Origin of the sequence: Kocuria rosea (genome assembly GCF_023715525.1) — a bacterium.
GTDB lineage: Bacteria > Actinomycetota > Actinomycetes > Actinomycetales > Micrococcaceae > Kocuria > Kocuria rosea_A.
In genome coordinates, this window is record NZ_JAMBOG010000019.1 from 36,624 (window position 1) to 49,881 (window position 13,258).

The window sequence follows — 13,258 nt, forward strand, 5'->3', positions numbered from 1 at the left end:
CTTCTCCTGGTTTCCGGCGCCGCTCAGCGGACGCCTTCCTGCGCGTGCTGGAGGACCTGCTCGGCGTCGGACGAGTCGACGACCGCGGGCCCGGTCAGTGTGGCCTGGCCGCCGCCGATCGTGAAGGCCCCGCGGTGGTTCTGCCACAGGGCGTCGACGGACAGATAGCCCTGCAGCCACGGCTGCTGGTCGACGGTGAACAGCACGTCGCCGTCGACGACGGCCTGGGCCAGGTCGCCGTTCATGTCGAAGGAGGCGACCTGCACGTCGCTGCCGGCGGATTCCTTCGCCGCCAGCAGCGTCAGGGTGATCGGGGCACTGAGACCGATGACGGCGTCGGCGTTGTGGGAGGTCTGCAGCTTGGCGGTGGCGGTGGAGGCGACCTGTGTCATGTCGGTGCCCTGGACGTAGAGGATCTCGGTCTCCGGCAGCGCCTTCCTCACGCCGGCGCACCGGGTCTCCAGGCCGACGTTGCCCTGCTCGTGGATCACGCAGACCGGGTGCCGCAGGCCCTCCTCCTTCAGCCGGCGCCCTGCGGCCTCGCCGGCCAGCCCCTCGTCGGAGCCGAAGTGCGCGAACGCGCCCATGTCCCGGAACTGCTCCGCGCCGGAGTTCAGGGTGACGACGGGGATGCCGGCGTCCTCGGCGGCGGCCAGCACGTCGCGCATGGCCTCGGGCTTGGCCAGGGTCACGGCGATCCCGTCCACGCCCTGGTCGAGGTACTGCTGCACCAGCTGGGCCTGGCGCCCGCCCTCGGGATCGGAGGCGTAGAGCAGCTCGGCGTTGTCCTTGGCCGCGGCCTCCTCGGCCCCCTTGCGGACCGTGTCCCAGAAGGTGTCTCCCGGGGAGGCGTGGGTGACCATGGCGACCTTCATCCGCGCCGTGGTCGCGACCTGCCCCTCGCTGCCCTCACCCTCCTCGGCGACGGTCCGGCCGCCCTGGCTGGAGCAGCCGGCCAGCGCGAGCGCGGGAACGAGCAGCGCCGCGGCGGCCACGTGCCGGCGGCCCGGCATCCGGCGATACCCGTTGCGGGCCGCACGTCGCATGGACACGGAGTTCTCCTCTCACCGCGAGAGATCCTAGCGCTTCCGCGCGCAGACTCGACCACGCGCCTGGCGCACCGCGCGAGTGAGGGGGATCACAAGGGTCAACAGAATGTATGGACATACTCACAAGATCGGGGCCACAATGGACACTGGGGAACCCTTTCCCGACCGGCACCGGTGTCCGCACCGAAGCCGGGCTGCCCCTTGCCCGATCCTTGGAGGCCCACCATGTCCGGTCCGCTCCGCCTCTCGGTCGACAGGACCTCCCCCGTGCCCCTCTACCACCAGGTGGCCCAGGGCCTCGAGGAGGCCATCCGCAGCGGGGACCTCCCGCCCGGCACCAAGCTGGACAACGAGATCGACCTCGCCAACCGGCTCAACCTCTCCCGCCCCACGATGCGCAAGGCCATGGATCAGCTGGTGAGGGCGGGACTGCTGGTGCGCAAGCGCGGGGTCGGCACCCAGGTGGTGGGCGCGCAGGTCCGCCGCTCCCTCGAGCTGACGAGCCTGCACGACGACCTCCAGCGCAGCGGGAACAGGCCCACCACGGAGGTGCTCGACTTCTCCCGGATCCCGGCCGAGGAGGACGTGGCCTCGCTGCTCGGCGTGCCGGCGGGCGAGGAGGTCTACCACCTCGTGCGCCTGCGCCGCACGGACGGGGAGCCGCTGGCGCTCATGGAGAACTGGATCCCGTGCTCGCTGTGCGAGCTCTCGCGCGAGCAGCTGGCGCAGAACGGCCTCTACGCGACCATGCGCGAGCAGGGCATCAACTTCCAGCTCGCCCACCAGCGGGTGGGGGCGGTGGACGCCGACCCCTTCCAGGCCGAGCAGCTGCACGTCGCCCCCGGCGCAGCACTCGTGGCCATGAGCCGCACCGCGATGGACGACATCGGCCGCCCCGTGGAGACCGGCCGCCACGTCTACCGGGCGGACAAGTACAGCTTCGAGCTCACCTTGGTCCAGCGGTGAGCCGCGGGCCGGAGACCATCCCTGCGCGGACAGCACCGTCCCGCGCACGACGACACAGGAGGACGACATGACCGCACCCCCGCACCCCGAGTGGGTTTACCCGAAGGACTCCGCCGCCCAGGGCGCGTGGTTCGTCTCGCTGGGCGGCCACGACTCCACCACCGCGGTCGAGGGCTGGGCGCACACGGGCCTGCGGGTGGCCAAGCTGGGCCCGGGCGAGGGCGTGGCCCTCGACGGCGCCGACGAGGAGCGCATCGTGGTCCCCCTGTCCGGGTCCTTCCGCGTCGACACGGACGGGCACTCCTACGAGCTGGTGGGCCGGGAGAGCGTCTTCTCCGGCCCCACGGACGTCCTCTACACCGGTGTGGGCCGGGACCTGACGGTGATCTCGGAGGTCGGCGGCCGGGTGGCCGTGGCGTCCGCACCGGCCCGGGCCGAGTACCCCACCCGTCACGTCCTGCGCGACGAGGTGCCCGTGGAGCTGCGCGGGGCGGGCAGCTGCTCCCGCCAGGTGCACAACTTCGGCACGCCCGCGGCCCTGGAGGCCGACCGGTTCATCGTGTGCGAGGTGCTGACCCCCGCCGGCAACTGGTCCTCCTACCCCCCGCACAAGCACGACGAGGAGACCGAGGGGGAGACCGCTCTCGAGGAGATCTACTACTTCGAGACGCAGGTCGCCGCCGGCATGCCCGCTCCCGCCCCGGAGCAGGGCGGAGCCGACGCCCTGGGCTACCAGCGCGTCTACGCCTCCGACGCCCGGCCCATCGACGTCAACGCCGAGGTGCGCACGGGCGACGTCGTCCTGGTGCCCTACGGCTGGCACGGGCCCGCGATGGCGGCCCCGGGCTACGACATGTACTACCTCAACGTCATGGCCGGTCCCGGCCGCGTGCGCGAGTGGCTGATCAGCGACGACCCGCACCACGGGTGGATCCGCCGGACCTGGGACGAGGCGGCGATCGACCCGCGGCTGCCGTTCGGCCGCTGAACGGGCCCGTGCCCGCTCCGGGCGCCCGGGGAGGCGCGGCGGACGACACCGCCTCCCCCGGCGGCGAGTCCTGGAACCGCGGGCCGGCGCTGCTGGTGGCCGCCGTGCTGTTCATGGAGCACCTGGACGGCACCATCCTCGTCACCGCGGCGCCGGCCATCGCGGCGGACCTCGGCGTCTCCGGCGCCGAGGTGGGCCTCGCGATCACCGCCTACCTGATCACCGTGGCCACGGCGATCCCCGTGGGCGGGTGGCTCGCCTCCCGGTTCGGGCCCCGCCGGGTCTTCTGCAGCTCCATCGTGGTCTTCACGCTGGCGTCCGTGCTGTGCGCCCTCAGCGGCAGCCTCGCCGTGCTGGTGCTGGGCCGTGTGCTGCAGGGTCTCGGCGGGGCCATGATGGTGCCCGTCGGGCGGCTGATCGTGCTGCGGGCCACGCAGAAGCGGGACCTGCTGCGCGCGATCGCCTACATCACGTGGCCGGCCCTGCTGGCGCCCGTGCTGGCGCCGCTGGCAGGCGGGCTCCTGACCACCCATGCGGGCTGGCCCTGGATCTTCCTGGTCAACGTGCCGCTGGGCGTCCTCGCCCTCGTGGCCGCGCTGCGGTTCGTCCCGGACTCCGCCCCGGAGCCCCGGGCCCTGGACTGGCGCGGGCTGCTGTGGTGCACCGCCGCCGTCTTCGGCCTGGTCACCGGCATGGAGCTGGTCGCCGGCGCGGACCGGACCGGCACGGGCGTCCTGCTGCTCGTCGCGGCCGCCGCGAGCGGGATCCTCGCCGTGCGCTGGCTGCTGCGCACGGCGACCCCCCTGCTGGACCTGCGGGTGTACCGGGTCGCCACCTACCGCGCGGCCAACGCGGGCGGATTCGTCTACCGGCTGGTCATCAGCTCGGTCCCGTTCCTGCTGCCCCTGCTGTTCCAGGACGGGTTCGGGTGGTCGCCCGTGGAGGCGGGGCTGTTGGTGACCGCGGTGTTCGTGGGCAATCTCGGCGTGAAGCCGGCGACGACCCCGCTGCTGCGCCGGTTCGGGTTCCGGGCCGTCCTGATCGGCGCGGTGGCCGGCGGGGCGGGCTGCCTCGCGGCGTGCACGGCGCTGACCCCGGACACGCCGGTCCCGGCCCTCGCCGCGCTGCTGACCCTCAGCGGAGCCCTGCGCTCGATCGGGTTCAGCGCCTACAACGCGCTGCAGTTCGCCGACGTGGCCCCCGAGCAGATGCCCTCGGCAAACACCCTTTCTGCGACCGGCGCGCAGCTGGCCGGCGGGCTGGGGGTGGCCGCGGGGGCGCTGGCCCTGCAGGCGTCGGCCGCCCTGGGCCACGGGCTCCCGGTCGGCGAGCTCTTCCCGTACCATGCCGCCTTCGGGCTCATGGCCGCGCTGCTGCTGGTGCCGCTGGCCGGCGCCGTCAGGCTCTCCCCCGCGGCGGCCGCCGAGGTCACCGGACGCCCCGCCGGGGGCCGATCCGGCGCGTCCTCCGAGCCGCCGCCGCGCGGCTAGCCTGGAAGGCATGGGCTGGCACATCGGCACATCAGGGTGGAGCTACGACCACTGGGAGCACGTGCTCTATCCGCCGGGCACCCCGCCGGCCCGGCGCCTGGAGCTCTACGCCCGCACCTTTTCCACCGTGGAGCTCAACGCCAGCTTCTACCGCTGGCCCCGGAGCACGACCTTCGCCGGCTGGAACACCCGACTGCCGCCGGGTTTCGTGATGTCGGTGAAGGCCCCGCGCGGGCTCACCCATGCCAAGAAGCTCTACGCGCCCGAGGTGTGGACGGAGCGCATCGCGGGGTCCTGGCACGAGCTCGACGGCAGGCGAGGGGTGTTGCTCGTCCAGCTGCCTCCCGCCCTGAGCCGCGACGACGCGCGGCTGGACTGGTTCCTGGCCTGCCTCCCGCCGTGGGTCAGGGTCGCCGTGGAGTTCCGCCACGGCAGCTGGCACCACCCGGAGGTCTTCGCACTGCTGGCCCGCCACGGCGCGGCCTACTGCGTGATGAGCGGAGCCGGGCTGCCCTGCGTCCTCGAGGCCACGGCCGGCTTCGTCTACGTCCGCCTCCACGGCCCCGACCCCCACCACCTCTACGCGGGCTCCTACTCCGACGCCGACATGGCCTGGTGGGCCGACCGCGTCCGGGAGTGGCACCGCACCGGCCACGAGGTGTTCACGTACTTCAACAACGACGGCGAGGGCCACGCCGTGCGCAACGCCCTGACCCTGCGCCGTCTGCTCGACGCCGGGTGAGAGGTCGCCGCCGGGGCGGCGTGGGCGTCCGACCGGGGCGTCCACCTGCTGTCGGCCACCGCACGGAAGGGCCCCCTCCTGATCGGGAGGGGGCCCTTCGGCTCGTGGTCGTCCGCCGGACTGCACGCCACCCGATGATTCGGGTGGCGTGCAGTCCGGCGAGTACTCCCGGGAGTCCTGGCACGAACTCCTACTGGTTGGCGTTGGCCTTGACCGTGTAGATGGCCCCGGTGGACACGTCCTCCTCCAGTGCCTCCAGGGTGCGTCCGCGGGTCTCGGGGACCTGGGTGTAGACGAAGAGCAGCGACAGCACCCCGACCCCGGCGAAGAGGAAGAACGTCCCGGTGATGCCCACCGCGTTGACCAGGGAGGGGAAGTACAGCGACAGCACGCCGTTGGCCACCCAGAGCATGAAGATGGACACCCCGATCCCGAACCCGCGCATGTGCAGCGGGAACACCTCGGAGAGGTAGACCCACACGGCGACGTTGAGGAAGGTCTGCATGGACCCCACGAAGGCCACCACCAGGGCCAGGATCACCCACGGGCGCAGCGGATTGCCCGCCTCGAGCACGAGCGAGAAGACCCCGATCAGCAGGTGGCAGGTGGTGGTGAGGGTCAGCCCGATCATGAAGGTCTTGCGCCGGTCGAGGCGGTCCATCATCGCCAGGGCGATGAAGCCGCCCACCACGGCGATGATCCCGGGGGCGATGTTGGCGATCAGCGCCGCGCTGGCGCTGAAGCCGGACTCGATGAGCACGATCTGCCCGTAGTACATGATCGAGTTGATCCCGGTGAACTGCTGGACGATGCCCAGCCCGATGCCCACCAGCATGATGCGCACCAGGTGCTTGTTGGCCAGGATCGCGCCCAGCCCGATCTGCTGGGCGGCGCGCTCCTCCTCGGTGACGTGCTCGACCTCCCCGAGCTCGGCGATCGCCCGGTCCTCGGAGCGGATGGTCTTGAGCACCGCCAGGGCCTCGTCGTGTCGGCCCTTCTCCACCAGCCACCGCGGGGACTCCGGCATCCGCAGCATCCCGATGAACAGCCCCACCGCCGGCAGCGCGCAGATGGCGAACATGATCCGCCACACCCCGGTGGTCTCGCTGAAGACGTTGCCGATGATGGCGTTGATCACGAACGCCGCCAGCTGCCCGATCACGATGGCCACCTCGTTGCGCCCGGCGATCGAGCCGCGGATCTCATACGGGGCCATCTCCGCCAGGAACACCGGCACCACCGCCGAGGCCCCGCCCACGGCCAGGCCCAGGAAGACGCGCCCGACCACCAGGACCTCGTAGCTGGGGGTGAACACCACGATCGCGGTGCCCACGAAGAACAGCACGGCCAGCAACAAGATGGTCTTGCGCCGCCCCCAGGCATCCGACAGCCGACCGCAGGACAGCGCCCCGACGGCGGCGGCGAAGACCAGCGAGCTGGTGACCACGCCCTCGGTGAGCGGGGTCAGGCCCAGCTCCTCCGACATCGGGCGCAGCGCACCGTTGATCACCCCGGTGTCGTAGCCGAAGAGCAGCCCGCCGAAGCAGGCCACCACGGAGATCAACCCCAGGCGCTTGCGATGCGGGCCCGGGGTCAGGGCAGGCAGCGGAACAGCTGACTCATGGGATGACGATGTGGCCATCGAAGGCTCCTTTGTCCGTGCGCACGACTGCGCTGTTCACTCTGTCGGCCCGTCAGTCCAACACGACCGCCGGGCGTGTGACACAGCTCTCATTTGGTGGGATGTACATATGTTAGGACAATAGCCGCGTCCTGACTACCCCTGGCCCCGCATGGCCGACACATAGCGCCCGGCGGGTGACACCGAGGCGGAGAATCCCGTCGTCCCACCCACCGTCCCCATGGCCGCGCGGTCGCGGACGGTGCGACTCCCCTCCCGGGCGGGGAGGGTGCCCACCCGCCCCTCCCGGGAGGATCTGCTCTCAGCGCCGGGCGCTGACGGCGGCCGCCGCGTTCTTGAGCACGGTCGCGGCGACCTCGAGTCCTTCGATCCGGCCCAGGGAGGTGTCCTCGTGCTCGATGTTGACCGCCATGTCGGGGTCGACCTCGTGCAGCGCGGTGAGGAACTCGGCCCAGAAGGCGGTGTCGTGTCCGCGGCCCAGGGCCACGAAGTCCCAGGCGGAGTTCCTGGGCCACTCGTTGGCCCACTCGTCACCGCCGAGGTTCGTGCGCTCCTCCTCGGGCGCCAGGCGGCGGAAGCTGTTGTCCAGCACCCCGTAGAGCGCGGCGTTCTCCCGGTTGATCCGGACGTCCTTGGCCGCGGCATGGAAGATCAGGGGTCCGAGTTCGCGGACCACGGCGACCGGGTCCATCTGCTGCCAGAACAGGTGCGAGGCGTCGAGCTCTACACCCACGTGGGTGGCGCCGGTCAGGTCGATGAGCTTGTAGACGTCGGCGGTGTTGAACACGACGTTCTGCGGGTGCAGCTCCAGGGCCACCTTCACGCCGTGGTCGGCGGCCATCCGGTCGGTCTCGCGCCAGAAGTCGGCGACGATCCCCCACTGGTGGTCCAGCACGTCCAGGGCCCCGGAGTTCCAGGCGTTGACCACCCAGTTGGGCACGGTGGCCCCGGGCTCCCCGCCGGGCAGCCCGGACATGGTGACCACCCGGTTCTGGCCCAGCCGCTCGGCGAGCCGGATGGAGCGGCGGATGTCCTCGGCGTGCTTCTGTCCGATCTCGGGCTTGGGGTGCAGCGGGTTGCCGTTGCAGTTGAGACCGGCGATCGAGACCCCGGTCCCCTCGAAGAGGCCCAGGTAGTCGTCGCGGGCGGCGTCGCTGAGGAGGATCTGGTCCATGTCCGGGACGTGGACGGCCGGCAGGAACCCTCCGGTGTTGATCTCGATGCCGCTCAACCCCAGGTCGGCGATGACCTGCAGTGCCTCGGGCAGGGACCGGTCGTGCAGGATCGCGTTGTAGACGCCGAGCTTCACAGGAGAACCTTCTTTCCGTGGTTGGTGGCGGACTCCACGGCCGCCTCGAGGATTTCCATGTTGTGCACGCCCTCGGCGAAGGAGGCGTTGCGGGGCAAGGAGGCGGTCTCCTCGAGACTGGCGACCTCCTCGAGGAAGGCCCGGGCCTGGTAGCCGAAGGCGTCGTTCTGGCCGAAGCCCACGCCGGGGGCGTCCATGGCCAGGCCGCCGCCGAGATACGCGTGGCCGGGGCCGAGGTTGACGGTGCGGTAGCCGTTGGTGGCCTCGGGCCCCTCGGCGAGGTAGAGCTCGAACTCGGCCGGGCGCAGCTGGGTGAACCGGGCCGCGCCCTTCTCGCAGAACACCTCGAAGGTCAGCGTGTTCGGGTGCCCGGCCGCCACCCGGGAGACCTCGAGGCTGCCGGCGCCGGCGGCGAACTCGGCGGAGAAGGCGGCGTAGTCGTCGTTCTCCACCGGCTCGTACTGGTCACTGACCTCCACGAGGTCGTGGCCGACCACGGCCCCCAGGGGCAGGGGGCGTTCGGTGATGGTGGTGGCCAACCGGCCCCCGGACACGGAGGTGATGTCGCCACAGAGGAACTCCGCGACGTAGGCCAGGTGGCTGCCGACATCGGCCAGCGCCCCGGAGCCGGGTCCGCCCTGGTAGCGCCAGCTCATGGGGGCCTTCGGGTTCACGCCGTAGTCGGTCCAGTAGCGGCCGCTGAAGTGCAGGACCTTCCCGAGAGTGCCGTCCTGGATCAGGTCGCGGATCGCGGCGATGCCAGGGGTGCGGCGGTAGGTGAAGCCGATTCGGGCGATGGACTCCGCCCGTTCTGCGGCGGCAGCCATGGCCCGGGCGTCCTCGAGGGTGTCGCTCAGCGGCTTCTCGCACAGCACGTGCTTGCCCGCCTCCAGCAGGCCCTCGACGGCCCGGCGGTGGAAGCGGTTGGCGATCACGACGCTGACCACGTCGATCTCCGGGTCCTCCGCGATCGCCTCCCAGGACCCCAGGGCCTTCTCGTAGCCGTAGCGGCGGGCGACGTGACCGCCCAGGGTCTCGTTGACGTCGCCGATGGCGACGTAGCGCAGGGGCGGCAGGACGGGGTCGTAGAGCGTGGGGGCCACGCGGTAGGCCGCCGCATGGGCCTGCCCGGCCATGCCGGCGCCGATAACGGCGATACCGATGCTGTCAGTCATGTTCCCTCCAGGGACGAGACGAGCGAAGAACAAGGAACACCCCGCCGTCCGCGCCAATGACGAAACGGGTTTATGGAGCGCTCCAAACGAGAGTAGAGTCACACCTGGACCACGTCAACCGTCATGTCAGGAGAATCAATGGAAGACAATGCTGGGGTGAGTTCCGTCCCGAAGCGCCCGCCGACCATCTACGACGTCGCCCAGGCCGCCGGCGTCTCCAAATCCTTGGTGTCCCTCGTCCTGCGCGGGTCTCCTCATGTGTCCGAGGCTCGGCGGACCGCCGTCCTCGAGGCCATGGCCCGGCTGGACTATCGGCCCAGCCACGCCGCCTCGGCCCTGGCCGGCGCGACCACCCGCACGATCGGCGTCGTCATCGACGACTACCGGAATCTCTGGTTCGTGGAGCTGCTGCGTGGCCTGCAGGAGGGCCTGGCCCCGCACGGACTGCGGATCGCGGTCGCCGACCACACCCTCAACGCCCACGTGGAGGCGCACCCGCTGGACGGGTTCCTCTCGATGCGCGTCGACGGGCTGGTGATCGCCACCGAACCGACCGGGGCCATGGGCGTGCCCCAAGGGCTGCCCGTCGTCGTGGCTGGCCACCGGGAGGGCCGGATCCCGGACGCTGACATCGTCGCCAACGACGACCGGCTTGGGGGTCGCCTGGCCACGGAGCACCTCCTGGAACTCGGCCACCGCAGGCTTGGGCACCTCACCGGTAACGGCGGAGCGGCGCGCCTGCGGGCTGAGGGCTTCCGGGACGCCCTTCGGGCGCGGGGCCTGCGCGCTCCAGTGCTGCGCGGTGAGGGCCGCACCACGGAGGAAGACGGCTACCGGGCCGCGCTGCAGTTGCTCGACGAAGCGCCGGACACGACCGGGATCTTCACCGCGAACGACACCATGGCCATGGGCGCACTGGCGGCCGTCAGGGAGCGAGGGCTTCGCGTGCCGCAGGATCTCTCCGTCGTCGGCTACGACGACTCCCCCATCGCCTCCACGCACCTGCTCGAGCTGACGACGATCGACGGCCGCAACGCACAGGTCGGCGCAGCGGCCGCCGAGCGGCTCATGGCGCGGATCGGCGGGGAGCGGGCGGCCGCGGGGACGACCCTCCTCGGCCCCGAGCTGACGCTCCGGTCCTCCACCGCACCTCCCCGCACCGCGCGCTGACCGGAGGCCGCCTGCGCGGAAGCCGTGGACCCGGCACCGGGCCCACGGCCTCCCGTCAGCGGGCGGCGCCGGCCGGGACGCTGCCGGCGCCGTAGAGCTCGGGCTTGGGCTGGAGCTGGACGGGGACGATCTCCCCGGTCGCTTGCGCCCGGACACCGGCCTCGCAGCACGCGGCCGTGGCGTAACCGTCCCAGGCCGAGGGCCCGCCGATCTCCCCGCGGGCGGCGGCCTCGACCCAGGCCTGGATCTCGCGGTCGTAGGCCTCGACGAAACGCTCCTCGAAGCCGGGGGTGACGCTGCCGCCCCACGTGCCGGCGGTGCGGACGTAGGGCTCCTGGTCCCCGCCGATGCCGACGACGCCGGTCTCGAAGGAGGCCTGGGTCGCCACCTGGTAGCCGAACTGCGCGTTGACGTACACCTCGACCTGGGCGAGGATCCCGGACTCGGTCTCCATGAGCACCAGCTGGGGGTCGCGCTGGCCGGCCGGCGCGTTGCGGGTGGAGCGCCCGATGCGCACCTGCACCGAGGTGATCTCCTCGCCGGTGAAGAACCGCACGGCGTCGAACTCGTGCACCACCGAGTCGTTGATGATCATTTCGTTGGTGAACCCGGTCGGGGTGGTGGGGTTGCGGTGCTGGTGGTGCAGGGTCAGCAGCTCGCCGTAGGTCTTTTCCTCGATCATCCGGCGCAGGGTGAGGTAGCCGGAGTCGAAGCGGCGCATGAAGCCGACCTGGATCAGCTGCCGGCCGGCCGCGACCTCGGCCTGGACGACGCGCCACGAGGACTCGGCGTCCGGGGTGAGCGGCTTCTCGCACAGCGTGGGCAGCCCGTGCTCGAGGGCGGGCAGCAGCACCTGCTCGTGCAGGAAGCCAGGGGTGGCGATCAGGGCGGCGTCGACGTCCCCCCGCTCGAGCACCTCCTGGAAGTCGGTGTGGGCCACGGCGCCGGGGATGTGGGCGACAGCGGCCTCGGCACGGGCCCTGTCGATGTCGACGACGGCGGCGATCTCGGCGCCGTTGATGCGGCGGTGGATGCGCTCGATGTGGTCGGCGCCCATGCGGCCGGCTCCGACGACGGCGACGCGAAGCGGAGTGTTCATGGTCTGTCCTCTCTCGGCCCTGGAGGGGCCTGGAATGTGCGAGGCCCTGCCGGGCACGGGACCGTGCCCGGCAGGGCGTCACCTGTGGTGGGTGGTGCTCAGTGGTCCGACGACGACGGGAACGCGAAGGACGCCCCGGAGGCGTGGTGGGGCTCGGGCCACCGCTCGGTGACGGCCTTGCCGCGGGTGTAGAAGCGCACCCCGTCGGGGCCGTAGATGTGGTGGTCCCCGAACAGCGAGGCCTTCCATCCGCCGAAGGAGTGCCACGCGACGGGCACCGGGATCGGGACGTTGACCCCAATCATCCCCACGGTGACGCGGCGCTTGAACTGGCGGGCGTAGGCACCGGAGGAGGTGAAGATCGCAGTGCCGTTGCCGTAGGGGTTGGCGTTGATGATCTCGATGCCCTCGTCGAAGCTGTCCACGCGCAGCACGACCAGCACCGGACCGAAGATCTCCTCCTCGTAGGCCTCCATGTCCCGGCGCACCCGGTCGAGGACTGTCGGGCCCACGAAGAAGCCGTTCTCGTGGTCGTCCACGACCAGGTCGCGACCGTCCACGACCACCGCCGCGCCGGCCTCCTCGGCCGCCGTGACGATCCTCACCACGCGGTCGCGGGAGGCCGGGGTGATGACCGGGCCCATGTCGGAGGACGCGTCCATGCCGTTGCCCACGGTGATGTCCCTCGCCCGCTCGGCGAGCTTGTCCACCAGCAGGTCCGCGGCCTCGCCCACGGCCACGGCCACCGAGACCGCCATGCAGCGCTCCCCGGCGGAGCCGAAGGCCGCGGCCGTGAGGTTGTCGGCGGCGGAGTCCATGTCGGCGTCGGGCAGGATGATCGCGTGGTTCTTCGCCCCGCCGAGGGCCTGGACCCGCTTGCCGTGCTTGGTCGCTGTCTCGTGCACATACTTCGCGATCGGGGTGGAGCCCACGAAGGAGATGCCGTCCACGTCCGGGTGGGTCAGCAACCCGTCCACGGCCTCCTTGCCGCCGTGCAGCACCTGGAAGACACCGTCCGGCAGGCCGGCCCGCTGCCACAGCTCGGCGATCAGCAGCGACGGCGAGGGGTCCCGCTCGGAGGGCTTGAGGATGAATGCGTTGCCGGTGGCGATCGCGACCGGGGCCATCCACAGGGGCACCATCACGGGGAAGTTGAACGGGGTGATCCCGGCGACCACGCCCAGCGGCTGGCGGAAGGAGTAGACGTCGATGCCGGTGGAGAACTGGTCGGAGAACTCGCCCTTGAGCTGCTCGGCGATCCCGCACGCGAACTCCACGACCTCCAGGCCGCGGCCGACCTCGCCCTTGGCGTCGGAGAGCACCTTGCCGTGCTCGGCGGTGATCAGGGCGGCGAGGTCGTCGGTGTGGGAGGCCACGAGCTCGCGGAACTTGAACAGCACCGCCGTGCGCCTGGCGATGGACATCTCCCCCCACTTGTCGGCGGCCGCGCGTGCGGCGGCCACCGCACGCTGCAGATCCTCGTCGGAGGCCAGGTGCAGGATGCCGGACACCTTCCCCGTGGCCGGGTTGTAGATCTCCTGGGTGCGGTCCCCGGTACCGGGGGTGCGCGCTCCGTCGATGAAGTGCTCGACGTGCTGGGTCTGCTGCTCGGTCTGCTGCGTCATGGG

At 71.5% G+C, this 13,258-nt stretch carries 11 protein-coding genes; 5 read left to right on the top strand and 6 right to left on the bottom strand.

The features are described 5' to 3' along the window. Positions 1–23 precede the first annotated feature (23 nt). Complete coding sequence (locus M3185_RS13060; RefSeq protein ID WP_374238514.1) at positions 24–1,046, bottom strand: substrate-binding domain-containing protein; 1,023 nt, start codon at positions 1,044–1,046, stop codon at positions 24–26. A gap of 228 nt (positions 1,047–1,274) precedes the next feature. On the opposite strand from M3185_RS13060, the gene M3185_RS13065 reads away from it, so the two are divergent. From M3185_RS13065 to M3185_RS13080, 4 genes are all read left to right on the top strand, one after another. Next, the gene (locus M3185_RS13065; protein ID WP_251334118.1) at positions 1,275–2,015 is read left to right on the top strand and encodes a GntR family transcriptional regulator; all 741 of its coding nucleotides are present in this window, start codon (positions 1,275–1,277) and stop codon (positions 2,013–2,015) included. A 67-nt stretch (positions 2,016–2,082) separates the two neighbouring features. Beyond that, complete coding sequence (gene iolB / locus M3185_RS13070) at positions 2,083–3,003, top strand: 5-deoxy-glucuronate isomerase (protein ID WP_251334119.1); 921 nt, start codon at positions 2,083–2,085, stop codon at positions 3,001–3,003. Positions 3,004–3,011: 8 nt separating this feature from the next. Further along, a complete protein-coding gene (locus tag M3185_RS13075) occupies positions 3,012–4,493 on the top strand; it encodes an MFS transporter (protein ID WP_251334120.1) in 1,482 nt (493 codons plus the stop codon). Positions 4,494–4,503: 10 nt separating this feature from the next. Next, the gene (locus M3185_RS13080) at positions 4,504–5,235 is read left to right on the top strand and encodes a DUF72 domain-containing protein (protein ID WP_251334121.1); all 732 of its coding nucleotides are present in this window, start codon (positions 4,504–4,506) and stop codon (positions 5,233–5,235) included. 190 nt (positions 5,236–5,425) lie between these two features. Here M3185_RS13080 and M3185_RS13085 read toward each other — a convergent pair whose 3' ends face one another. The 3 genes from M3185_RS13085 to M3185_RS13095 all read right to left on the bottom strand — a co-directional run bounded on the left by M3185_RS13085 (position 5,426) and on the right by M3185_RS13095 (position 9,361). Beyond that, on the bottom strand, positions 5,426–6,877 hold the full coding sequence (locus M3185_RS13085) for a sugar porter family MFS transporter (RefSeq protein ID WP_251334122.1): 1,452 nt from the start codon (positions 6,875–6,877) through the stop codon (positions 5,426–5,428). A 301-nt stretch (positions 6,878–7,178) separates the two neighbouring features. Continuing rightward, on the bottom strand, positions 7,179–8,186 hold the full coding sequence (locus M3185_RS13090; protein WP_251334123.1) for a sugar phosphate isomerase/epimerase family protein: 1,008 nt from the start codon (positions 8,184–8,186) through the stop codon (positions 7,179–7,181). Continuing rightward, complete coding sequence (locus M3185_RS13095) at positions 8,183–9,361, bottom strand: Gfo/Idh/MocA family protein (RefSeq protein WP_251334124.1); 1,179 nt, start codon at positions 9,359–9,361, stop codon at positions 8,183–8,185. The genes M3185_RS13090 and M3185_RS13095 overlap by 4 nt, the downstream gene beginning before the upstream one ends. Before the next feature lie 156 nt (positions 9,362–9,517). Here M3185_RS13095 and M3185_RS13100 point away from each other — a divergent pair, with 156 nt between their 5' ends. Then, positions 9,518–10,531 carry a LacI family DNA-binding transcriptional regulator gene (locus tag M3185_RS13100; protein WP_251334125.1) on the top strand — a complete coding sequence of 338 codons (1,014 nt, stop codon included), beginning with the start codon at positions 9,518–9,520 and terminating at the stop codon, positions 10,529–10,531. A 55-nt stretch (positions 10,532–10,586) separates the two neighbouring features. Here the strand turns inward: M3185_RS13100 and M3185_RS13105 are convergent, their stop codons facing one another. Together M3185_RS13105 and M3185_RS13110 are read right to left on the bottom strand one after the other, a co-directional pair. Further along, entirely contained in the window at positions 10,587–11,630 is a 1,044-nt protein-coding gene (locus tag M3185_RS13105; RefSeq protein ID WP_251334126.1) for a Gfo/Idh/MocA family protein, read from the bottom strand. A gap of 98 nt (positions 11,631–11,728) precedes the next feature. After that, entirely contained in the window at positions 11,729–13,255 is a 1,527-nt protein-coding gene (locus M3185_RS13110) for a CoA-acylating methylmalonate-semialdehyde dehydrogenase (protein WP_251334127.1), read from the bottom strand. Positions 13,256–13,258: the final 3 nt, after the last annotated feature.